The following is a 24,170-nucleotide window of genomic DNA, read 5'->3' as shown; positions in this document are numbered from 1 at the left end:
GTTTCGCACATTAAAGTATACTTTTCGCACGTAAGAAGCTCCCGTTCGCACGCAAGGATACAAGTGCAAAATAAAAGCGCCAGAAGTCAAAGTTTTCACCTTGATTTCTGGCGCTTCGTTTTTCACTTATAGATTACTTGGATACATTTGTTTATACAGTACTTCTAATCGCTTGGATAATTTGCTGTAGGCAGATTTCCAAGCTTTGCGTTTCTTGTCGTCGCCATCAGCAGGGACGTAAAGTGCTTGTACGTCTGCTACTTTTTTCAAATCGCTTTCGGCGTCTGTTAGCTTCTTATAGTTTTTCACAGCTTTTTTGTCGTTTGTGCTTAAGCTATCATAAATAGCTCGTAGGTCTTTTACTTTGCTTTCTAGATTGGCAATGTACTCGCCCTTCACAATTAGCCCATTAATAGATTCGATTAATGTTAATACTACGTCAGAGGATTGTAGCTCTTTTTCCTTGTTGATGATTGCTTGGCGAACTGTTGGATTTACTAAGCTTGCTTGTTTTGTTGTCAGCTTGGCGAAAGCTTTAATGACTGTGCTTGGATTTGTTGCAAATGATTTTTCATATTGTTTGATGAATGTCGTTGCTTTTTTCGCATCGGATACAGCCGTTTTTAACAGATTGCCGTTTGTTATAGCCTTTTTATCAGCTGCGCTTAACTTATTGAATTGTGCTGATAAATCGTTAACTCTTTCAATTGACACTACATACATATCGTTTACTAATATTGCTGCAATTTCGTTATTTAATTGCACTAAATTCGGTGCGTTATTATCAACTAAACGATTCGCTAATAAATCTTGATACTGTTGTCTTGCTAAATATTGTTGATTAGCTGGTAACTTATCATATGCTTTTTGAACGGATTCAATTTTTTTAGCCTGCTTTTTTACATCCATTTCTTCTCTTGCCGCTTGTACTTTCTTATGGAATGAATTGACCCCGGAAAGGTCTTTACTAGCAGCTGTTAAAATATGATAATTTGTTACGTATTTTCGTGCACTTGAAGATAAATTTTTATAAATCGTTGATGCTGAGGTTACCGCATTTTCAAATGTTGCAAAGGTATAATTTTTAACGTTCGTCAGTTGCTCAATATCAGCGATTAATTTTTCTGCTGCGGCTTTATCCGCCGGCTCTTGCTTACCTGGATCAACAGATGTCGCTGGTGCATTATTCAAAAACTCATCAACATTATAAACAAGAGATTGCTGCAAGCTTGTTAATTTATTGTACGCCTTTAATGCGCTTGTATATGTCGATTGTAGCTTGTTACTCGCTACACCATTCGTTGTTGATAATTTTTGGTACGCATCAATGCTTTGAATTACTTTAAGAGCTGTTTTTAAATCCTTTTGTAACGTAAGGAGTTTGTCATATCCAACAATTTGTGTAGCTGAATTTTTTGTTAATCCTTTATATTCAAGGACAAGGCGATTGACATTGTTCACATGGCTCTGCCAAGAAGTGCTTGAAGGATTCATCGGATAACGGTTACCTAGATTTCCAACATAGCCTGCGATTTCACCATTCAATCGTTCGATTTGCTGCTGCTCTGCGCTTTCTGCTTGCAATAATCGCGTAATCCATTCACCTGTTACTAATTGCGATTGTTTATATGTTAGCTTCTCATAAGCTGTGCGAATTGATTTCGCTGTTGTTACTCGCTTGTTTGGCGTATCTGCTACAGATAATTTATCGAATGATTTAATAAATTGCTGTATCTTTTTAATATCCTGTTTTGCCTCTTGTAAAATGGATTGATTATGGACAGCTGCCTTTGCATCTTGTGACAATGCTGCGATATCTTGCTCGATCGCCTCAACCTTAGCTTGTAAGCTAACTATGTCAGCTGCATTATACTTTGCAAAAGATGTTTCATAAATTAATAATGCTTGAATAGCTTCATTGATTTTTCTTACTTCTTTAAATTCTTCGTTTGTGCGATTATCAAGCAAGTTTCTAATATCTGTGTATAAAGCTTCTTGTGGGTCAAGGCTTCGCTGTAATAAATCTAACTTATTATACGCTTCCTCAATGTCCTTCAAATATTTAGCCTTATCTTTTTCTTCAATCTCACCAGATTTATTTACTGTTTCTTGCAGCTTCTCAATTGCTTCTACATCTGTCATAGCACGCTTTAATGCCGAATAGTTTGTTATGCTGTCTTTCGCCGCTGCTGATAATGCTTGATACTTATTATTTAAATCAGTTAAATGCGCTTTGAAAGATGCTAATGTTGTAAAATTATATTGATAATCATTCACGAAAATTTCTTTAATTTCATCAATCATTGAGTTGACTGATTCATTTGAAATCGTCAGCGTATTCGAAATATCCGACTCGATAATGGCATTTCCTACCGTTGCCTTTACTCTAACAATAATTTGCTTGACATCCTTGTCCAATGCATCCTTAGCAATGGTGTATGTACCGCTTGTTGCACCATCAATAATTGTGAAAGATTCTCCAACTTTATAAAACCATTGATAGCTATATGTAACTTGTCCGCTTTCTAACTTTGCCCCTGCACTATCTGTAACAGTGGCACCTAGCACTTTAACCACCTCACCTGGAACAGCATAGTCATTCAGTTTCGGTGTTGTAATTGCTAATTGTAAGTCATTAATCGCTACAGATTCACTTTGATATTTCGTACCGTCTGTCGTTGTTGCTTCCACAAAAATTGAGCGACCAGCTGCTCCTACTGGCACTTTTAGCGTCGATTTCGTTGCACCTATAACAGGCTTATACGTTGCACCACCTGAGTTCTCTCCAGCTATATTTTCGGCATAATACCATTGATAGCCTTTAACTACGGATTGTGCTGGTAATTTTTCAATTGTTGCCGTTAATGTTCCATTCACCATTTTTTCACCTGTAATTGCTACAGTATGTGTCTCTTCTCCATGTACAACAGCAGGTGCAAACATTACAATAGGGGCTGCCCCTAAAGTAAAAAATAACTTTTTATTCATTTTCCGACCTCCTCTGTTTCATAGTCTATATCGGGCATATTTTCTTGCCCTTTAGTATTTTTTCAAAAAACAGGAACTTTCCCTAGCTCAGTATCCTTTTTATTTGCGTCAATGCTTTAGAATCAATTGCTTGTGCAAAGCTTCCTTCTTTTCGAATACCTGAACCAAAATGGTAAAATTGTGCCTGTAGCACCTCATGTATAGCTGCAATATTATCCGCACCAAGCCCTGAGCCTGGCATAATCATTGGACGATTTAATTGCTCTGTTGAATGTTGAATTAATTCTTGAAGCGTTGCGAGCCCATCCATTACTTTAGTATGCCCACCAGATGTTAAAATTTGATGAATTTGATACGGTGATTGACATAATGATTTATATAAATCAAGTGTATTTGCCTCATCAATCGCACGATGGAATGTAATGAATAAGTCGCCCATCTCCTCACTCACCTTTGCTAATAGCGCAAAATCAATCATTTGCTCTGTAGTTAACGCACCAAATACGATACCAGCTGCCCCAAGCTCCTTCACTATGCGAATATCCTCCTGCATCGTCTTCCATTCTACTTGACGATAATTATAGGAATAACTATGTGGACGTATCATCACCATAACAGGAATTTGAACGCTACTCACTACTCGCTTAATTGTGCCATAGCTTGGTGTTAAGCCTCCCTCATTAATAGCAGAAACCAATTCTAAACGGTCTGCTCCACAAGCCTCTGCAATTTTCGCATCTTCTTCATTTAAGACAATTGCTTCTATTTTACTCATTGTTCCAATCCTCTCTATATCACCATCTTCTTCATTTTAGCTTAGTTACCATGTAAAAACATGGTATGCCCCTTGTGCTATATTGAAACAAAGGAGCAACTATGACACTACATAATGCAGACGAGTATAATAACCCCACTTTATATGATAAAGAGAACGAAGCACATCAGGCAGATGTTCCCTTTTTATTAAAATGGGCGACACAGCAGCAAGGAATAATTATTGATTTAGCGTGTGGAACAGGTCGAGCAACCATTCCTCTTGCTCAACATGGCTACGAGCTAATCGGCGTTGATATTCATAACGCGATGCTAGATGAGGCAAAAAAGAAGGCTGAAAATGCAAATCTCTCTGTTGAATGGATTGAACAAGATTGCAGCAAGCTACAATTAAATATGAAAAGTCATCTAATTTACACAGTCGGTAACTCTTTTCAACATTTTTTAACAAATGAGGCACAAGATAATTTATTGTCATCGGTTAATCACCACTTAGAAGTTGGCGGCATCTTTATTTTCGACACACGATTCCCAAGCGCAGAAGAATTATTCCAGCCACCTACAGAGGAATATTGGAGAAGCTATATTGATTGTGATTCACAAAAGAAAGTGGATGTTTATACAATTAGTAACTACGACATATTGAATCAACTCCAACACTATACAACGATTCGTAAATTTGAAAATAGCACGGAGGAGCACAGCACAAACATTACATTGCGTTATGTTTACCCGAAAGAAATGGAACGACTTTTAGAGGCAAATGGCTTTACAATCAAACATATTTATCAGGATTGGAACGAAACGCCAGTTACGAATGATGCGTACGCCATGATTTATGTATGTGAGAAGATTAAATAAATGCTTCTAACAAAAAGTAGAGAAGCGCACATGTGGCACTTCTCTACTTTTTTTCTTATGGTGTATCTACTGGTTCCTTACATAACCCTTTGCTCATTTCGCAATATTGTACGAAAACACGTGCTAATTCGCGGAGGCGGTCATGTACATCTGTGTCGATAATATTGTTCTTTTCATCGAAATGATCTGAATGTGTATACACATAGTTTGGCGTTACTAAGCAACGGAAGTAATCCAAAATCGGCTTGAGCTGATTTTCGATTACTAAATGATGTTGATATGTGCCCCCATTTGCCACCATTGCTACAGGTTTATAGCGCATTGCTTTCGGGCTAATCATATCGAAGGCATTTTTTAATACGCCTGGAATCGATGCTTGGAAAATTGGCGATGCAATGACGTAGCCGTCTGCATCTTCGAATTTTTTAATCATCATTTGCATATCTTCATTTAGAGGACTACCATCTAAAATTTGATGCTTTAAATCCGAGAAATATAATAACTCTAGTTGTAGCTCTTTGTTGTATTCTTGAATATATTTTTCAACTTGTTGCAGAACGGCGCCTGTTTTGCGACCAAAGACTGTACCGTCAACGAGTAAGATTTTCATTTTCTAAACCTCCACTATTTCTAATTGCTTAATTGGTGTTTGCTTCGACACCTATTGTAGCAGATGCAAACGTTGTCGAACAGAGGACGGCTTGAGAAAAGCTTAATTTCAGTCTTTTGGCGTATCCTGCTCTGCTTTATACTGCTTCATTTTAGATTTATCGAATGTGACTTCTTCATCTAATATATTTTCTGCGTTCAGTTTATTCCAATTAAACAAATCCTCACGATTAACTTCTGGCTCCTCCTCTAATTCAGGCATCGTCATTTGTGCAAGTTCATTTGATGAATAAATTGCAACTTTTGATTTTTTACCATATAACGCAATGACCATCATCGCCAAGGCTACCTGCTCGGCTTTTATTGAACGATACAGCTTCAATGGACCAATTAATAGCGGATTCAATACTGCTAGTACAGCCGCTCCCATTTTTTCTCCTAATCGAAACTCGGAGCGATTTCCAACTAAAAGTGATGGACGTACAATGGATAGCTGAGGTAAATCAATTTCGATTAACTCCTTTTCCATTTTGCCCTTCACTCGATTATAGTATGCGAAGGATTTTTCATTTGCACTCATTGCGGATATGACAATCATATGTTGAATACCGCGATTTTTCGCCATTGCTGCAATTTGCACAGGGTATTCTACATCAATTTTTTCAAATATTTCATGTGACCCAGCTTTCTTAATCGTTGTCCCTAAACAACAAAAGATTTCATGGGCAAATTCCATATCGCTTTCTGCCAGCGCATCAAATTCTCGTATTCGCACAACCAATTTCGGATGCGAATAATCTAAAGCTCTACGCGCAATAACGGTTATCGCTACGTATTCATCACTTTCACATAATTGTTTTATAAGCTCGGAACCAACTAAACCCGTTGCACCTACCACAATAGCTGATCGCATCTCCATGAGTAATCCTCCTCTTTTTCTCCTATTCTTTCAATTTTCACACATACTTCAGGAAATTTCACCATATTTTATGTAGAAACCAGAAAGGATGGGATAAGCTATGGCAAAAAACATTGCCTTCATTTTAGAATATAGCGAATGGAAAGGCTATTATCCATTTGAACGAGCTGCGATTATGCATAATTTATTGACGACAGAGCATATTTCAATTTTTTTAAAAGGTAAAGAACAACACATTTCGGAATTACTAAATGATTCACCTACTATTTTCAAAAATTATAATGAACTAGCGAGCATTCTCGCCAAGCAGCACTTTGACTTAATTATTTATGATGGCAATGATTCTACCATAGAACAAGCACAATTATTCAAAGCGCATTGCCATACACTCGTTCATTTTGATGACCGCGGAGAAGGAGCTACTCTCGCTGATTGTCATATCGTTGCATTGCGTGAAGAAACGCAAGAAATGATGCCTGCTAATATGCTCGTTGGTAATTTTTCCTTTGCCGCACCGAGTGAGTTGTTACAAATTGCCTTTGAGGACAAGCTAGAAAATGATCCACCACATATTGTTATTGCCTTTGAGGATGGTGATGAGCATAATTTAACATATCGTACATTACGTCATTTAACACAGTTACACATTCCACTAAAAATTTCCGTTGCCATCGATGAAAACTATCGCCATTCTGTAGAAGATTTACAGATGATGGTATTAAGTCGTCGCCACACTTCCATTCATCAACATCCAAATGCACTTTTATCGCTACTCCCAACTGCCGACATTGTCGTCTGTAACGCCAATTACACACCTTATAAAATTGCGACAATTGGCATTCCATGTATTACAGCAGCACAAAATGAACGCGAGCTTACAAATAGCTTAAACCGTGAGCACAATGGCTTCGTCCATTTAGGTCTTGGACGTAAAATGAAGCAATCAACCATCCAAAATGCTGTAATGGAATTTGTTTTGCATGAAGCACGCTGTGAACGCGCAATTCATAAGCAACGCACACTTGATTTACGTTCAAGCAATGAAGCATTAAAACAGCTTCTACTTGATTTGGCCTATGCACGACATGAAATAATCCATATTTGAGTATAGTGCTCTCCGTATGATATAATCTACAGCAGAAAACACGAAAAGAGGTCGTTTGTTCATGCTAACAAAGTCTCAACTACAGCAAGAAATTGCAGAACTAAAAATGGATTATGTTAATTTACAAGGTGATATGGAGAAGCTTGAATCATTAGGTCATGCGGATTCTGTAAAGCAAGCACTAGCACGCCTTGAAAATATGGAAGCACGACTTGCAGAACTGAATAAACAGCTCGCGGCGTTGTAAGCCCGCGAGTTTTTTCTTTGTATACTAATTATCGGAGGAATCGATATGGCAATATTAACAGTTGAAAATTTAGGTCATTCATTTGGTGACCGCACCCTTTTTAAAGATGTGTCTTTCCGTCTTGTAGAAGGCGACCACATCGGGCTTGTTGGTGCAAACGGTGTTGGTAAATCAACACTTATGGGCATTATTACAGGACAGCAAATCCATGATGCTGGTAAAGTCGAATGGCTACCCAACACGCATTATGGCTACTTAGACCAACACGCGGTATTAACAGCAGGTCGTACAATGCGTGACGTGCTACGCGATGCTTTTTTACCTCTTTATAAAAAAGAAGAAGAACTAAATGAAATCGCAGGTAAAATGGCGGAGGCTACACCTGAAGAGCTAGAGAAATTACTAGAGGATATGGCAGAAGTGCAAGATGCGCTTGATGCAGGCGATTTTTATACACTAGATATGAAAATCGAGGAAGTTGCACGTGGTCTTGGGTTAGATGCAATTGGATTAGAGCGAGACGTTGCCACACTTTCTGGTGGTCAACGTACAAAAGTATTACTTGCTAAATTACTGTTAGAAAAGCCAAAAGTATTATTACTAGATGAGCCAACGAACTATTTGGACGAAGAGCACGTTGCTTGGCTGAAAAATTACTTAAAAGGTTATCCATATGCCTTTTTATTAATTTCACATGATACAGAATTTATGAACGATGTTGTCGATGTTATTTTCCATTTAGAGTTTTCAAAAATGAACCGCTATACAGCAACATATGAGAAATTTTTAGAGCTTGCTGAAATTAATAAACGCCAGCATATTGAAGCATACGAAAAACAGCAGGAATTTATTAAAAAGCAAGAGGATTTTATCGCTAAAAATAAAGCGCGCTACTCAACAACAGGTCGTGCAAAATCTCGCGCGAAGCAGCTTGATCGCCTTGAACGTATCGATCGACCTGAAACAGCAGTGAAACCTGAATTTGGCTTTAAAGAGGCACGGTCCCCTAGCCGCTACGTAGTAGAAGCAGAAAATTTATTAATTGGCTATGACAAACCTCTATTACCGCCTTTAACATTCCAAATTGAGCGCGGTGAAAAAATTGCCCTTGTTGGGATGAACGGTGTCGGGAAATCTACTTTATTAAAAACGATGCTTGGCAAAATTAATCCGCTAGGTGGTAAAGTCATTCGCGGTGACTATTTATACCCTTCTTACTTCGAGCAAGAGGTAAAGGCAGATAAAATCACACCGATTGATGATGTATGGAATGCCTTTCCATCAATGGAGCAAGCACAAGTACGCGCAGCACTTGCTCGGGCAGGCTTAAAAACAGAGCATATTACTCGCCCGCTTAACTCATTATCAGGGGGTGAGCAAGCAAAGGTACGTCTATGTAAACTCATGATGAATGAAGCCAACTGGCTAATCTTTGACGAACCAACAAACCACTTGGATGTCGATGCAAAAGAGGAATTGAAACGTGCAATGAAAGCATTCAAAGGAACAATTGTACTTGTATCGCATGAGCCTGATTTTTATGAAGGTCTTGCCACAAAAGTTTGGAACGTACAAGACTGGTTCACAACTGGTCGTACGATTGAATTAGAAGAAGAGTAATGTTGAGAGCTGTTGGCATAATGCCACAGCTTTTTTCTATTTCTATGAAACTTTTTTCTATTTTTTACGTATATATTAGTAATGAAGCGGGTATACATTAAATAGGAGTTAATTACTGCTTTCCTAAATAAAAAAATTCAAAAAAACAATTGCATTACAATTAACTTAGTTGTAAGATATAAATATAAGTAATTACCTTACAAGTAAGTTACTAATGTAAAGAAAGAGAGGAATTTAATTATGTCAGTAACAATTTATACTCAATCAAGCTGTTCCTCATCACGAAAAGCATTAAAATGGTTAAACGAAAACAATATTTCATACAATGAGAAACGCATTACTTCTCAGCCACTAACACTAGCTGAGTTTAAAAATATTTTAAGTATGACTGAAGATGGAACAGATGAAATTATCGCAACGAACTCAAACGATTTCAAAAACCTTGATATCGATATTGAACAGCTTTCGATTCAAGAGCTATATACATTAATTCAAAAATACCCACGCATGTTGCGTAGCCCTATTTTACTCGATGAAAAACGCATTCAAGTCGGTTATAATGAAATGGACATTCGTCGCTTCATCCCACGTAAAGTACGTGCGTTTGAGCTGAATGCTTTGCAAAAATTGGCGGTTGAATAAGTCGCCTTTTTTTGTATGAAAGAAAATTGGAGATGAACAAACATGGGTGATCATAAACATGAGCATTTAACACCACTTTTCGAAGCAGTAGCGGCATTAGAACGTAGAATTGCCAATGAATGGAATAGTTTAAATGAGCTTGGTTTTTCGAAATCACATATTTTAATTTTAGACTTTTTAGCAAATGAAGGCCCAAAGCGCCCCTCTGCCATCGCGGAGTATTTAAAAGTAACAACAGGTGGCGTAACCGTATTAACAACAAAGCTTTTAAAATCAGGTTTTATCGAAAAAGCACAAAATGAAAATGACCGCCGCGCTTCGCAAATCACGATTACCGAATCGGGCAGAGCCATTTTAAACGAATCGCGCGAGCAAGTAAACACACTAATCCACCAACTTTTCGGCATGCTGACAGAGGAAGAAATTGAAAACTTGCGCCAAATCTTTATTAAGTGCGCAAATTTCAAATAAAAAATGAAAGGGGCTGTCCATTTTGGACAGCCTCTTTCTAGCTTATCTCACAATAATGCCCCACACTTTATAAATTTACAGATTTATTCTATGTTTTCTGAAGTTTATTCTCCGTTTTTCAGAGTTTATTCCACGTTTTCAAAGATTTATTCTACGTTTTTTCAAATTTATTCTACGTTGCATCTCAAAACCCTAGTCCATCCTAAAAAATCGCCCTACCCTTTAAGCTGGTAGGACGACATCTGCTAGTTTATGATCTGCTAATAGCATTTCTTTTAAACGCGCCTTCGCACGGAATAAACGCGATTTCACAGTACCGATGGATACTTTCATTAACGTTGAGATTTCAGCTAATGAATACTGGTCTACATAGAAGTACCATAATGTTTTTTGGTAAATTGCATCAAGTTCATGCATTTTCTCTTGCACGATCTTCGTAATTTCCACTTTCTCCACCTGTTCCTCTGTAGAAACTTCATTATTGGGAACCAAATCTAAAATCGGTACGTCTAATTGTTCAGGTTGATTCATCATGTACTTACTACGTCTTACATTTTTGCGATAGCGGTCGCGGAATGTATTCATTGTAATTGTTGTAAGCCAAGCTTTTACATGATCCACTTGTTCAATTGTCGCTTCATAGCGTACTACCTTTACCCATACTTCCTGCATTAAATCTTCCGCCTCTAATGTATTGCGCGTAAGCTTTAAGCAAAGGTGGTATATATAGCGATTATATTCATCATAAACTTTCGTTAACATTTCATTCATTGTTATTGCCTCCGTCCAGTCTGCTTTATTAACCTTATTTTCGCAAAATACTTCCTTACGCTCTATCGGATTTACTTTCAATTTCCTTACATTTGTGTAAGCTTCCATGTCACCTATGAATTATTTATGCCCTCTTCGCCAAGTTATACCTCTATTCAAAAATCCTTATACCCATTTCGAAAAATTTTTACGCCTCCAAAGAAGGAATTTGCGCCCCTTTTGTTGAATATAATTTCAATGAAAATAAATTCAATAGAAGAGGGTTTTTATATGAACAGTAGACAGCAGCAAAAAGAACAGAGACGACAGCTCATTTTACAAACGGCCTTAGATTTATTTATTCGCAAAGGCTATGGAGAAACAAAAATTGCTGATATTGCCAAAGCAGCAAATATGAGCATGGGGCTTCTCTTCCATTATTTTGACTCAAAAGAGAAATTATACGAAGCTTTGATTCGAATCGGTAGTGAAAAATTAAAGATGGAGCTAAATTTCGGAACAACATCACCATTGGCGACTTTCCAATACATTGCCGAGGATATTTTCCAAACCATTCGTGCCAATCCATTTGCAGCCAAAATGTTTGTTTTAATGGAGAACGCACAACACTTAGACACTTTGCCAGCAGATATAAAAGAAATGTTAGTTGAGGCAGATAAATTAATTACTAAAAGTATCTCCCTTATCGAAGAAGGTCAACGCTTAAATGAAATAAGGGATGGCAACCCACAGGCGCTAGCGATTGCCTTTTGGAATTCCTTACAAGGCATCGCACAGCATATCGCCTTGCACCCTGAGGTACCTTGTCCTGAAGCAGAGTGGATTATCGCTATACTCAAAAAATAAGGAGGCTATAAGAGATGAAGACGAAAAGAAATATCATTATTTTTGTTGTAGTTGCATTATTATGTGGCTGGTTTGGTGTTGTGATTGATCGTTTTATACCAGAACAGCCAGACGGGAACACGCTTGGTATGGGGCTTTGGCTAGTTATTCCTTTGCTTGCAACGATTTTTTTACGAGCATTTGCAGGGGATGGCTGGAGAGACATGGGGCTTGCACTAAATGTTAAAGGCAATATGAAATGGTATATTGTCGCAATTTTAATCTATCCTGTTACAACATTTCTGTTATTGCTATTTGGTTATGTAACAGGATGGATTGATTTTTCTAATTTCAATATGCAGGCTGTCATATCTGCTTTTGCAAGTGTATTTCTTATCCAATTTATTAAAAATATTTTCGAAGAATCGGTGTGGCGAGGCTACTTAACTAGTAAGCTACTGCAGCTGAAAATGAATGATTGGTGGCTTTATATCACAGTCGGAGGTGTTTGGGGGGCATGGCATCTACCCTATTTCCTAGTATTTTTACCAGCAAGCGATATCGCAACAGTACTACCCGTTAATCGTTTAGCATTTGCTATTATCGGTATTTTAACAATGATTGTATGGACGATTATGTATACAGAAATTTATTTAATAACAAGAAGCATTTGGCCACTTGTTTTGATGCACGCAACAGAGGATGCGTTGATTAACCCTTTAATGCTAGATGGTTACATTCAAATTGTTCAGGGCAAGGAGTTTTTTGTTTCACCAACAGCTGGCATTGTGACAACATTGCTTTATTTGGTGATTGGATTAGTTTTGCGGACTATCAGAAAGAGGGTTGTCTGAAAAGTATCTACCTATCACATTGCTTTCAGCACAATCAACATGCTTAACGCACCACTTTTCAGACAACAATGAACTTATTTATCATTCAGAAAAGTGGTTGCCTTCTTTGACATATTAAAAACATAGAATTCAATATCTCTACATTCACTTTTAACGTGATTGTTTAGAGGTTATTTTCGACTTTCTGAATAGCCCTCTAGCTGTACTGGAAATGTACTATGAAAATAAATTACTTGCTTTGCACGTATTTGCTTTGATAATTTTACAATATCCTCATAATCCGGGTGGGTCTTATAGAAAAAATGTGGATAAGTATCCTCTTTCTGCAAATATCCTGTATAAACTGCCATTGCCTGTGGATAATATACCTCACTATGTTCTGCTACAAAATAGAGCCCCTCTTCTACACCCTCCATAGGTAACCAAAACGGGGCACTCACTGCTTTTTCTGACTTCATATTTTGCCCTACAGCAATATATTGCTGAAACAATGCTTGTAATTGCTGTTCTACATAAATAGGTCTTGCGGTGTGTTTGAAAAGATATGTTGCAATATCAAGAGTTTTCCCTGAAAAGGAAGAAGGAAAAATAATCGGTTGCTGTGGATATGTTTGGACAAATTGAGCGATTTGCTGTAAAACTGCTTGATTATCCACATGTTTTTCCACATGTCCACTGTCAATTAAAGCAATATCGTATATAACGTTGTCCTGTGGCAATGTCGCCTGCAATACATAAGTATCCACAACATAATCACCCGAATAAAAAATCATTTTATCTACGAAACGAATTTGATACCAAACACTACCGATGACATGTCCACTATAGCCCCACTTGAAAGCTAAATAATCATTAATTGGCACCCATTCGCCTATAGAATCTTCGTAAAATATATGTGTATTGCGATAGCATTGTTTAAGCTGGCACTGTGTCATCTCACTCATCACAATCGGCCCTGCATAGCCTAGCCGCTCAGCAATTGGCAGTGCTCCAACATGATCGATGTGGGAATGCGAAATAAAAACGGCTACTAATTTTTCAACATGTGCTGCTGTTAACTTTGGTGGCGTTTTTTGCGCATTTTTCATAATGCCACAATCTAATAAAATTGCTTGTCCATCTACCTCAATGTAAAAGCAATTACGCCCATACTCGCCAACCCCTCCTAAAACTTCGACGTTAAGCATTTGTTCGTTTCCCTCCCTTTTGCATCCACTCCAGTAAAAACATAAAGAGCACCGTAATGATGACTGTGATAACAGCTACAGCCATCCCAACACTTACATTACCCTGCTCAAATTGGCTGTAAATAAAGGTAGCTCCTGTTTCAACAGAAGGAGGCAAAATTAACAAACCTGCTACAAGCTCGCGCATCGAAATAATAAAAGTCATCATCATCCCTGCCACAATGCCCTGCCCCAGCAGTGGAATAATAATTTGCACATACACAGTCCATTTACTGCGGCCAAAAATAGCTGCTGATTGAAAAATAGACGCATCTAATTGTGTAAATGCAGATTTCGTATATTGCACTGAATACGGTAAAAATAATACGCAATATGTGACAACAACCATTGCTTTCGTATTGTATATTGTAAAAGGCAGTAGCGGTGAATTCCAAAACATAATCAAGCCTACGACAAAGACAATACCTGGAATAATATTTGGCGTTAAGCTAAAGAAATCCAATAACTGCTGCTTTTTCGTTTGTCCTTTTTTCACATATAGTGCAATACACAATCCAAGCACTGCCGTAATGATTGCCGTTAAAATCGAAAAAACAAAGCTATTCATAAACGCAGTAAAGCCTGCGCTACCAATCGTAAATATTTCTGCGTATGCCGCAAATGTAAAATTCCCCGCTTGTAAGCCATTTCCACGCACCTTTTGCAACGATGTTACGATAATAGAAAAATAAGGCACACCTATAGATAATAGTAAAACAATAGTAACAAATAGCCATGCTCCAATCTTTACAAACCAAACATCTCGCACTTCAGGTGTTTTCCCTGAACGCACGCCATATGTATATTTACGTCCAATCCAATTTTGGAAATACCAAACGATTAAACAAACCGATAGTAAAAGCAATGATAAGGATGTTGCCATGCGAATATCGACAGGCCATCTTGATAAATAGGAATGTATTTCTGTTGTAAACACAGGGAAACCAATGCGGCTACCAAATGTTGCAGGTGTCCCAAATTCTGCTAACGTTTTAATAAAAATAAGCAAGCTCCCAAGCACATAGCTGGATACAACTAAAGGTAAAACAACTTTAAACCAATTGCGCCAAGCACCTTTTCCAAAAATTAAAGCAGCATCTAAAAATGAACCATTAATACGGAGCAACGTATTTTTTAGCATTAAATATAGGAATGGGAATAAATGCAGGCTCATAATCAATACCATGCCAAAAAGTGTGAAAAACAGCTCTGAAAGCCATGCCATACTCGGTGCTAATTGTTGTAAAAAACCATTATGCTGCATAAATAAAATCCAGCCCATTGATCCTATATAAGGCGGTGTCATAAATGGAATTGTCAACACAATATCTAGCCAATTGTATTTTACTAAGCTCGTTTTTGTACGAATGAGTGCCATCGGAAAAGCAATTATTGTTGTGCCAATAATGACAAATAAGCCGAGTAATAAAGAATTCGATAATGTTTTCCATAATCGATCCTGTAAAAATAACCGCTGTAATTGCTCCATATTCAATTGTCCATCTTGAACAAATGTATAAAATGCGATGGCTACTATCGGTGCAATGGCAAACGCGCTAATGATTGCTACTAATATAATAAAACTACGTTTGCTTTCCATCACCATATGTTCTTCAATCCTTTCTAAAAAAGGGCTTTTCGGCATGACCGAGCAAGCCCCTTGCAACATCCTGTTAGCGGAATAATTCAATAAACTTCGTTAAAACATCGATTTGCTTTTGTTCTGCTCCGCGCCAATTCACTGCTAATTGCGGAATTTCCTCTAATGTTGCACGATCCTTTACAGCAATTTCTCCATTACCTGGTAATAAATAAGCATCTGCTACAAGTGCTTGGCCCTCATCAGACAATAGAAAATCTACATAAGCTTGTGCTGCATCTACATGCTTTGCCTCTTTCATAATTCCAACAGCACGTGGGCTAACAACGGTACCACTTGCTGGATAGACGATATCTACTGGTTCACCACTTGCTTTTGCTTTATAAGCCATATAGTCCACGCCAGCAATCGTTACATCCTTTTCCCCTGTAATTACTGCATCTAAAGCTTCCTTATTTGCACCATTTACTTGTAAGCCATTGCTTTGCCATTGCGCCATCGTATCCCATGCTGCACCATCAGCCTCTGTATAGCCAAATAAGAAATCGACAGCCGAACCAGATAAGCTCGGGTCAGGAATATTAATTTTGTTTTGCCATTGTGACTGTGCTAAATCTGCCCATTCCTTCGGAGCAGTTTCTGCATTTTTCGTATTATAGACAATACCTAATGCTGAGGCACTATAGCCGTAATAATAGCCATCTCCATCTGACCATTCAGCATTCATTTTATCTGCATTTTTTGCTTCCTTATAACTTTGTAGCTGATTTGCTTCCTTTAAACCATCCATTGAAGCAACAGAAGCTAATACAACAACATCTGCTATTGGATTATTTTTTTCCGCCTCTAAGCGCGATAAAATTTTACCTGTTGTCCCTTGGAACATTTCCACTTTAATGCCCGTTTCTTGTTCAAATGCCTCTTGAATATTTGCTGCTAAACCATCTGGACCTGCTGAATAAACCGTTACCGTTGTTGAAGGTTCTGCGGCCTCCACAGACTTTTCTTCCTTCTCTTTGTTACCACACCCTGCTAATGCTAGTGTTAATACAAGTGCTGCTGTCGTTAAAAATTTCCCCTTTTTCATGCTCGTTCCTCCAGTTGATAGATTTGCTGTTCATCAATAAATATTTCGAGTTGTTGCCCCTGTGCGATAGGCTCTGTGTCATAAAAGCCCCACTCTCTGCCACCTACTTGTGCCTGTATAAAGTAGCGGTCTCCAAGAAAAATACTTTTCATGACCTTTGCTTGCATAGCGATTGTACCTTGACTTTGCTGACGCGAGACATCTTCAGGACGCACAATACATGTATCTTGCTTTAGCCAGTTTACTTTGCCAATAAAATCAGCTACATAAGGTGTCGCAGGTGTTTTATAAATTTCTTGTGGCGTGCCAGCTTGCGCGATATGTCCTGCCTCCATCACGATAATCTGGTCAGACATCGTCATTGCCTCTGTTTGATCGTGCGTAACGAAAATCGCTTGGCAATCAAAGCGTTGAATAATATTCATAATTTCATACTGCATCTTCTCTCGTAACACCGCATCCAATGCTGATAATGGCTCGTCAAACAAAATCAACTTAGGATTTATCGCGAGCGCTCTTGCTAATGCTACACGCTGCTGCTGTCCCCCAGATAACTCTCCAGGCTTTCTTTGCTCAAACCCTTCCATACTGACAAGCTGCATCACATGCTTCACACGCTGTGGTATTTCTGCTTTCGATACGATGCCCTTCAAGCCAAATGCGATATTTTGAAAGATGGTCATATGTGGCCATAAGGCAAAATCTTGAAACACCATTGCAATATTACGTTTACTTGGCTGTATATTGATTTTCCGTTCAGTTGAATAGATTACCATATCATCAAAACGAATCTCCCCTTGCGTTGGCTGCTCCAAGCCAGCTAACATTTTTAACAATGTCGTTTTGCCACAACCCGATTGCCCTAAAATCGTAATGAATTTGCTATTTAACTCTAAATTAAGCGGCCATAATACTTGTGTATCTCCGTACTTTTTTTCAATATTCGTTAATGAAATTTTCATTATATCCTCCCTGTCTATTACAACTATAGAGCGCAGATATTTAGAAAATATTAACCTACTATTAATAAAGCGTTAAAAAAATTCTAATAAAATAAAACAAACATAAGATTTTATCTAATTTACTTTAGGAGGATAAAATGAACAATATAAAATTACAGGCATTTTGCTTATTAGTGGAATACAAAAAATTAGCTCCGGTAGCACAGCAGCTCAATATTACAAAGCCAACTGTCTCCTTCCATATTCGATCCATTGAAGATGAATACGGTATCCAGCTATTTCGTACAAATGGGGGCGGCTACCGCTTAACGGCTGCTGGTGAAGGGCTGTATCATTACGCAAAACAAATTGTACAATTACATAAAGAGATGACGCATTTTATCGAGGATTTACTAGCAGGCCATGTCGGCTCAATTCGGCTTGGTGCAAGCGGCTTACCTGCACATATTTTTATGCCAGAGCTTATCCACCAAATATCAACAGCCTACCCAGTTATACAAATTTCATTTATCGTGAAAACAGCTCCTGAAATTGAGGAGCTCGTTGCACAGCATGAGCTTGACTTTGGCTTTATTATGGAAACAAAGCTAAAAAACCCACTGCTTGTATATGAAACAATCGGTGAAGATACATTTGTTTTAGCATTTAGCCCAAAGCATGAGTTAGCCTCCAAACAAAGCGTGACAAAGGCAGATATTTTACAATACAAAATTTTATTGCATACTTCCTCCAGCTCAACGAATCATTTTATTGAGCAATGGCTAGGTCCGCAATCCGCAATGAATAAAATGGAATTGGACTCCATCAGCACGATTAAAAAAATGCTAACATTCGGCACAACCGTTGCCTTCCTGTCAGCAGCTTTAATTGAAGAGGAGCTACGCGCTGGCTCTTTAGTCAAAAAAGATTTAGCCGACCGCTCCTTAACACGCAAAATCCAATTTATTTATTCAAGCTCTCGACTTGACAGCCCAATTGACGCTTTTATCAAAAAGGAGATTGGGGATTTGCAGATTTAGTTTTCGTGTGGGGTATGAAAAAATATGATGCTACTTTCAATGAAATGAGGTACAAAACAAAATATAGTTTTAGGTCATAAAAATATTATGGTGAGCAAAAAACATACAAAAAGAAAGCCCTCCTTACAAAGTTAAGAGGGCTAACTATAATACTCGATTGACTTTAGTCATCACTAGGTCGACAAACCAGAAATTCACACCTGGATATAAGCATATAAACATTAATTTAATTAGATGAAACTCATTCGTTAAATACTCATAAGTTAGTAAATTAGAATCCAATAACTTGAGAATAATAACAGCTACGACACAACCTGCCGTCATGTGTAAAATAAGCGATAGCAGCTTTTTATTTTTACTAACTCTATCAATTATTATCGATGCGGGAATACCTATGGTGGTAATGAACGGAGCAACATATACTAAAGAGAATACTAAAATTAGTATTACGCTACTAACCAATGAAAATAGTACATTATCGTGACTGCCCTGTGTGACATTAGTATCCATTACAATTACTAAAAATCCAATATTAAATATGACAATAAAACTTGTTAGCAGTTTTCTTTTTAAAATATATTTCATCGTAACGTCTCCTTAAAATAGAGAAGTATTCCGTATAACCCTTTCAATAATCTTCAATCATTCCATAAAAGCATATTGAATATAATGGATTCACTTACCCTTAAATCAATTCAAATTATACACATTTACTCCTAAAAAAACATTTCAAAATCATTTTCGAAGGAAACATGTTAGAAACTATTGCTATAGCAGGATTATCTAGCCTCCTTATGCTATACTATTTCCATATTCGAAATAAAGGGAGGCTTTCTTTCATGAGTCATTTAGAAAAATTAGATGCTTATTTTACAGAGCATCGTGAGCGTCATTTAGCAGAATTAAATGAGTTTTTACGCATTCCTAGTATTTCTGCATTGTCTGAGCATAAAGAAGATATGCGCAATGCAGCGAATTGGCTAGCAGAGCATTTAAAATCACTAAATATTGAAAACGTAGCGGTTGAAGAAACGGCGGGACATCCTGTTGTCTATGGCGAGTGGCTACATGCTGAAGGCAAGCCAACAATTTTATTCTACGGTCACTATGATGTGCAGCCTGTAGACCCACTAAATTTGTGGGAAACACCACCTTTCGAGCCCACGATTCGCGATAATAAATTGTTTGCACGTGGTTCTTCTGATGATAAAGGGCAAGTATTTATGCATTTAAAAATGATTGAAGCATTATTTGCAGCAGAGGGCACTTTGCCTGTAAATGTGAAGCTTATTTATGAAGGTGAAGAGGAAATTGGTAGCCCCTCTCTTCCACAATATACAGAAGATAATAAAGAAAAATTAGCAGCAGACCTAATTGTTATTTCTGATACAGGTCTTTATGCGAAGGGCAAGCCTGCTGTGTGCTATGGTCTGCGTGGTTTAACAGGTGTGCAAATTGATGTGCGCGGCGCAAAAGGCGATTTACATTCGGGTCTTTATGGCGGTGGTGTACAAAATGCAATCCATGCATTAACTGAAATTTTAGCATCATTCCGCGATGAGCAGGGCACGATTCAAGTTGATGGCTTCTATGATAAAGTGTTACCATTATCTGATGAGGAGCGTCAAGCATATCGTGACTTAGGCTTTGATGAGGAAGCCTTGAAGCAGGAGCTACAAGTACCAGCGCTATTTGGTGAAGCTGGGTATTCTTATTTAGAACAAACTTGGGCACGTCCGACATTGGAAATTAACGGCGTATTTGGTGGATTCTCTGGAGAAGGCATTAAAACGGTATTACCTGCTGAGGCTGGTGCGAAAATTACATGTCGTTTAGTCCCGAATCAAGATCCAGAGGAAATTGTGGCACTCTTAAAAGCACATATTGAAAAGCTCAAGCCAGACGGTGTTGAAGTAATCGTTTCTGAATTTGATAAAGGAAAACCATACTTAACGCCATTCGATCACCCATTAATTCAAGCGGCTGGTCGCTCTTATGAAAAAGTATACAAAGTGCCAACTGCTTACACACGTGGTGGTGGCTCGATTCCAATTGTAGCAGCATTTGATGAAATTTTAAACTTACCTGTTGTGCTAATGGGCTTCGGTTTATCTGAAGAAAACTTCCATGCACCAAACGAGCACTTCCATTTAGAAAACTTTGATCAAGGCTTACGCGTATTAGGCGATTATTTACATGAAGTTGCAGAATTAAAGCTATAAGAAAAAGGGTCTGTCCATTTCGGACAGACCTTTTCTTATAAAGCTTGCAAAATCAACCCGACAGATGCGTAAATAATAACAGTTGCGAATAGAACCGTCATATGGATTAAGGAGAAAGCAAACATTTTATTTGCCCATGTTTTCCCTTCCATTTTACGATAACCGATAAAGCTTAGCCACAACCAAATACCACCTAGAACGAGCGATACGAGTGTTAATCCTAAACTTAACGGTAAAAATAAAAAGCTTGTTAACATTAGTAAAACTAAATAAATATTTGTTTGAATATATGTTCTCCGTCGCCCCTTTGCTACAGGGAGCATCGGGATATTTGCTGCTGCATAATCATCATGCTTACGAATGGCAATCGCATAGAAATGCGGCATTTGCCAAATAACCATAATAATAAACAATGCCCAACATGCTGGATGCCAAATATCTGGTGCTACTGCCGCCCAACCAATTAATGGTGGCACTGCCCCTGAAATACTACCAACCTCTGTATTCCAAATCGTACGACGCTTTGTCCATATCGTATACGGCACTACATAAAAAAATACACCTAAAAAGCCTAACAGCATTGCAAGCGGTGTTGTAAATGCCAGTGCAATTAAACCGAGAATTAAAAAGATAATCCCAGCCATTAACACTGTACGTGTCTGTAGCTCTCCAGTTACAGTAGGGCGCGTCTTCGTACGCGACATAATTTTATCGATATCGCGATCATACAAATTATTAAAAATACCAGCCGCTGCAATGACAAGGGCTGAACCGACTATCGCCAAAATAATATTAGGAATATTTTTAATGAAATTTAGTTCATACGTATAAAGCGCAAGCATAAGCCCTGCAATCATTGGAATCAAATTCGATTTAATAATGCCTGTCTTCACAGCCTGTGCCCATAAATTTATAATAGATTGCTTCTGCATAATAGTTTCCCCTCATTATAGTCACTATTATTTAGTATACATTATATATGGGACTGTGCGCTATGGTACTAGCTGTTTTGTCATAAATTTGTACGAGGCAGCATATATCGGTGGTTTTTGAATACTATTAGTAAGCTTTGACATTCTATCAGCAAGTTTCAAAGTTCTATCAGTAACTTTGGCTATTCTATCGGCAACTTTTTAGGTTCTATCAGCAAGTTATCTGATACCTCCTCCATCTTTTTTCTCCTTCATATGGAAAACCTAATTTCTTTAGCAAATATTTTGCAGTATCACCTGACTTAATCTCTACAAACATCCGAAATTCTTCATTTGTAATCCATTCATCCACCAATAAGCAATAATCCCTCATCGCTTGCTTTAATGCCGTGCCATCATCCTTATAATCGCATTTCGAACACTTAAAATGCCCATAATGATACTGCATTTTGCTTTGGCATTGTACACATAGCACACCTGTACGAACCCTAGCTTTATCAATATTTAATTGTGCTTTATGAATAGTATGCATTTGAAGTAATTGCGTAACTAAATCTTGAAGTGCTGGCGAAGTTAGTCGCACAGCATATTGTGTGAGGAGCTTTCTAATGTGGAATTCTAGTCCGCTGCGATGAAAAATTGGCTCTCCTTGTGGAATATGACCAATAATTGTTTTTGGTAAAGCAAGGACAATGGCATATAAAATAGGCAAACCACGAACAACCTCCTGTAGCATTCTTTGATGGCGACGCACTTGGTCTAGTGGATTGCGAAAACCATGAACAATGCCATTCTCTAATGTTCGCGTAAACTGATGTCGGTCCTCATCAAAATCAATGCGACCTGCAATATTTTTAATTTCTACAATCAGGATAAATTTGGCGCATAAAAAGATTGTATCTATCTGATGCATAGTTGTTTGAAAGTCGTGAAACAAATAATAGGCTTCTTCTAATTGCATATCATGCCAACTGCGGTCAACATAGCGTTCTCCTATTATACCTTGCTGCAATCGAATCAGCCTGTCCTTATATTCAGAAAATCCCCGACGAATCGCTGCTTGTAGCAAGTGTTCCTGCACAGTTTGCTCTCTCTGTAAAACAATCATATCCTCCCTCCTTTTCATGTATCATATGCATTTTCTAGCATTTTAACAAACTCCCAAATATCACATTTTACCGCTTTTCAGCCATTCAAATTCATATTTTAGACACCTTGATTTTAATAAAAGCCTGATACCAAACGATTTCTTATATATCCAAATATTAGATTTGAAATATCAATTACGCCTCGATATAATTACATCCATATTTTTCGAGTAAGCTTCTAAAAAATCTGTGATACTCGCTGAATCATGATAAAAGCAGCTGTCGAATTCGACAGCTGCTCTCTATTTCAATAACTCATCAATCCACTTTTGCACTTTTAAGCCTTCTTCAAATGAAACAATTAGTGCGTCTTCACCTTGAAGTTGTGCGCGGCATGCATCGAGTAATGATGCTGGCTGTGCGCTTGGGCTAATTTGTTGTGCTTCTTCATATGCCACACTTACCCATAGCTCAGACCAGTTGCGCAGTGTCATCACTTTTTCTGTGCCGAACACTTTAAATTCTAAGCGCTCCTCTTGCCCTATGCCAGACAAGCCGTTTAACACAACAGGTATACCACTCGATGTTTTTGCTAATGCGGATACACCTGTTTCACATAGCGAAACATCCTCTGGATATGTTGTTTCATGTGATAGAATGTCAATATCCCCAAAGAAATGATGCATTAACTGTAAATAATGCGGGAATACTTCACGAATAAAGCCACCTTGTTCTCGCGAAGCAATCCAAGGATTTTGTTGCCATTTTCTTGGCCATTCTGGGAAATATGTATGCAATTCAATACGCACAATATCTCCCAATTCTTTGTTCGCTAGAGCTTGCTTTATTTCATGTACCGCAGGGCTATACATTAATGGGAAATGCATCGCTGTATGAACACCTGCTTCACTTGCTACCCGTACCATTCCAGCGCCATCCTGTGCATCATGTGCTAATGGCTTTTCAGAAAGAATATTTAAACCACGTGCTGCAATTTCCTTAGCGAGTGGCGCATGACTAACTGGTGGTGTACCAATATATACCCAATCAGGCTTTGTTGCCAATAATTCATCCAATGTTGCAACAGCCGAAATTGCATATTTATCAGCAACCTCTTGCAAACGTGCTTGATTGCCATCAAAAATAGCAAAAATTTCAGCATTTGGGTGCGCTAAAATTTGATTAATAATGCGCTCCCCTACAATACCAGTACCGATTAATGCAAATGTTGTTTTTGTCATAAAATTAATCTCCAAACTTAATTATGAATAGAATGCTCAGATTTCTTCTTTTATTAAATAGTCTAACATCTTCATAGTTTAACAGCTACTTTTTTGGTAAATTGGCG

23 protein-coding genes are annotated in these 24,170 nt (G+C 37.9%); 10 read left to right on the top strand and 13 right to left on the bottom strand.

Going from position 1 to position 24,170, the window contains the following annotated elements:
- Positions 1 to 126 precede the first annotated feature (126 nt).
- Positions 127 to 2,988, bottom strand: coding sequence for a hypothetical protein (locus tag C9J34_RS05815; protein ID WP_107838923.1), 2,862 nt, complete (start codon positions 2,986 to 2,988; stop codon positions 127 to 129).
- Between the two features lie 82 nt (positions 2,989 to 3,070).
- Entirely contained in the window at positions 3,071 to 3,763 is a 693-nt protein-coding gene (locus C9J34_RS05810; protein WP_107838922.1) for a copper homeostasis protein CutC, read from the bottom strand.
- 101 nt (positions 3,764 to 3,864) lie between these two features.
- Here C9J34_RS05810 and C9J34_RS05805 point away from each other — a divergent pair, with 101 nt between their 5' ends.
- Positions 3,865 to 4,623: a class I SAM-dependent DNA methyltransferase gene (locus C9J34_RS05805; RefSeq protein ID WP_107838921.1), complete on the top strand. Its 759-nt coding sequence runs from the start codon at positions 3,865 to 3,867 to the stop codon at positions 4,621 to 4,623.
- A 55-nt stretch (positions 4,624 to 4,678) separates the two neighbouring features.
- Here C9J34_RS05805 and C9J34_RS05800 read toward each other — a convergent pair whose 3' ends face one another.
- Entirely contained in the window at positions 4,679 to 5,233 is a 555-nt protein-coding gene (locus C9J34_RS05800; protein WP_107838920.1) for an NADPH-dependent FMN reductase, read from the bottom strand.
- 108 nt (positions 5,234 to 5,341) lie between these two features.
- Positions 5,342 to 6,151, bottom strand: a complete 810-nt coding sequence (locus C9J34_RS05795) for an NAD(P)H-binding protein (RefSeq protein WP_107838919.1) — start codon at positions 6,149 to 6,151, stop codon at positions 5,342 to 5,344.
- 100 nt (positions 6,152 to 6,251) lie between these two features.
- Between C9J34_RS05795 and C9J34_RS05790 the strand changes: the two genes are divergently transcribed.
- From C9J34_RS05790 to C9J34_RS05770, 5 genes are all read left to right on the top strand, one after another.
- Entirely contained in the window at positions 6,252 to 7,256 is a 1,005-nt protein-coding gene (locus C9J34_RS05790; protein ID WP_107838918.1) for a CMP-N-acetylneuraminic acid synthetase, read from the top strand.
- Between the two features lie 61 nt (positions 7,257 to 7,317).
- Positions 7,318 to 7,503, top strand: a complete 186-nt coding sequence (locus tag C9J34_RS05785) for an SE1832 family protein (protein ID WP_107838917.1) — start codon at positions 7,318 to 7,320, stop codon at positions 7,501 to 7,503.
- A gap of 45 nt (positions 7,504 to 7,548) precedes the next feature.
- Positions 7,549 to 9,123: an ABC-F family ATP-binding cassette domain-containing protein gene (locus C9J34_RS05780; RefSeq protein ID WP_107838916.1), complete on the top strand. Its 1,575-nt coding sequence runs from the start codon at positions 7,549 to 7,551 to the stop codon at positions 9,121 to 9,123.
- Between the two features lie 240 nt (positions 9,124 to 9,363).
- Positions 9,364 to 9,765, top strand: coding sequence for a transcriptional regulator Spx (gene spx, locus C9J34_RS05775; protein WP_042470570.1), 402 nt, complete (start codon positions 9,364 to 9,366; stop codon positions 9,763 to 9,765).
- Between the two features lie 42 nt (positions 9,766 to 9,807).
- A complete protein-coding gene (locus C9J34_RS05770) occupies positions 9,808 to 10,236 on the top strand; it encodes a MarR family winged helix-turn-helix transcriptional regulator (protein WP_107838915.1) in 429 nt (142 codons plus the stop codon).
- A 222-nt stretch (positions 10,237 to 10,458) separates the two neighbouring features.
- On the opposite strand, the gene C9J34_RS05760 is transcribed toward C9J34_RS05770, so the two are convergent.
- Positions 10,459 to 11,007, bottom strand: a complete 549-nt coding sequence (locus tag C9J34_RS05760) for an RNA polymerase sigma factor (protein WP_107838992.1) — start codon at positions 11,005 to 11,007, stop codon at positions 10,459 to 10,461.
- A gap of 270 nt (positions 11,008 to 11,277) precedes the next feature.
- Here C9J34_RS05760 and C9J34_RS05755 point away from each other — a divergent pair, with 270 nt between their 5' ends.
- Positions 11,278 to 11,853: a TetR/AcrR family transcriptional regulator gene (locus C9J34_RS05755; protein WP_193768902.1), complete on the top strand. Its 576-nt coding sequence runs from the start codon at positions 11,278 to 11,280 to the stop codon at positions 11,851 to 11,853.
- Between the two features lie 14 nt (positions 11,854 to 11,867).
- On the top strand, positions 11,868 to 12,686 hold the full coding sequence (locus C9J34_RS05750) for a CPBP family intramembrane glutamic endopeptidase (protein ID WP_202973678.1): 819 nt from the start codon (positions 11,868 to 11,870) through the stop codon (positions 12,684 to 12,686).
- A gap of 170 nt (positions 12,687 to 12,856) precedes the next feature.
- Here the strand turns inward: C9J34_RS05750 and C9J34_RS05745 are convergent, their stop codons facing one another.
- Genes C9J34_RS05745 through C9J34_RS05730 form a run of 4 tightly spaced genes read right to left on the bottom strand, consistent with a single transcriptional unit; the run spans position 12,857 to position 17,561 of the window.
- Positions 12,857 to 13,873: an MBL fold metallo-hydrolase gene (locus C9J34_RS05745; RefSeq protein WP_107838912.1), complete on the bottom strand. Its 1,017-nt coding sequence runs from the start codon at positions 13,871 to 13,873 to the stop codon at positions 12,857 to 12,859.
- Positions 13,866 to 15,530 carry an ABC transporter permease gene (locus C9J34_RS05740; protein ID WP_420799118.1) on the bottom strand — a complete coding sequence of 555 codons (1,665 nt, stop codon included), beginning with the start codon at positions 15,528 to 15,530 and terminating at the stop codon, positions 13,866 to 13,868. Before C9J34_RS05740 ends, C9J34_RS05745 begins: the two co-directional genes overlap by 8 nt.
- Before the next feature lie 55 nt (positions 15,531 to 15,585).
- Positions 15,586 to 16,599 (bottom strand): ABC transporter substrate-binding protein, encoded by a 1,014-nt coding sequence (locus C9J34_RS05735; RefSeq protein WP_107838911.1) that lies wholly within the window; start codon positions 16,597 to 16,599, stop codon positions 15,586 to 15,588.
- Complete coding sequence (locus C9J34_RS05730) at positions 16,596 to 17,561, bottom strand: ABC transporter ATP-binding protein (RefSeq protein WP_107838910.1); 966 nt, start codon at positions 17,559 to 17,561, stop codon at positions 16,596 to 16,598. The genes C9J34_RS05735 and C9J34_RS05730 overlap by 4 nt, the downstream gene beginning before the upstream one ends.
- 137 nt (positions 17,562 to 17,698) lie before the next feature.
- Between C9J34_RS05730 and C9J34_RS05725 the strand changes: the two genes are divergently transcribed.
- Positions 17,699 to 18,580 carry a LysR family transcriptional regulator gene (locus C9J34_RS05725; protein ID WP_107838909.1) on the top strand — a complete coding sequence of 294 codons (882 nt, stop codon included), beginning with the start codon at positions 17,699 to 17,701 and terminating at the stop codon, positions 18,578 to 18,580.
- A 144-nt stretch (positions 18,581 to 18,724) separates the two neighbouring features.
- On the opposite strand, the gene C9J34_RS05720 is transcribed toward C9J34_RS05725, so the two are convergent.
- A complete protein-coding gene (locus C9J34_RS05720; RefSeq protein ID WP_107838908.1) occupies positions 18,725 to 19,165 on the bottom strand; it encodes a hypothetical protein in 441 nt (146 codons plus the stop codon).
- A 254-nt stretch (positions 19,166 to 19,419) separates the two neighbouring features.
- Between C9J34_RS05720 and C9J34_RS05715 the strand changes: the two genes are divergently transcribed.
- Complete coding sequence (locus tag C9J34_RS05715; protein ID WP_107838907.1) at positions 19,420 to 20,802, top strand: dipeptidase; 1,383 nt, start codon at positions 19,420 to 19,422, stop codon at positions 20,800 to 20,802.
- Between the two features lie 35 nt (positions 20,803 to 20,837).
- Here C9J34_RS05715 and cyoE read toward each other — a convergent pair whose 3' ends face one another.
- From cyoE to C9J34_RS05700, 3 genes are all read right to left on the bottom strand, one after another.
- Complete coding sequence (gene cyoE, locus C9J34_RS05710) at positions 20,838 to 21,734, bottom strand: heme o synthase (protein ID WP_107838906.1); 897 nt, start codon at positions 21,732 to 21,734, stop codon at positions 20,838 to 20,840.
- Positions 21,735 to 21,945: 211 nt separating this feature from the next.
- Positions 21,946 to 22,842, bottom strand: a complete 897-nt coding sequence (locus C9J34_RS05705; RefSeq protein WP_193768901.1) for a nuclease-related domain-containing protein — start codon at positions 22,840 to 22,842, stop codon at positions 21,946 to 21,948.
- Positions 22,843 to 23,124: 282 nt separating this feature from the next.
- Positions 23,125 to 24,063, bottom strand: coding sequence for a Gfo/Idh/MocA family protein (locus tag C9J34_RS05700; RefSeq protein WP_107838904.1), 939 nt, complete (start codon positions 24,061 to 24,063; stop codon positions 23,125 to 23,127).
- Between the last annotated feature and the right edge of the window lie 107 nt (positions 24,064 to 24,170).

It is taken from the genome of Metasolibacillus meyeri, from assembly GCF_003049505.1.
GTDB lineage: Bacteria > Bacillota > Bacilli > Bacillales_A > Planococcaceae > Metasolibacillus > Metasolibacillus meyeri.
Note: the sequence above shows the minus strand (reverse complement) of the source record. Positions and strands in the feature narration are given on the sequence as shown.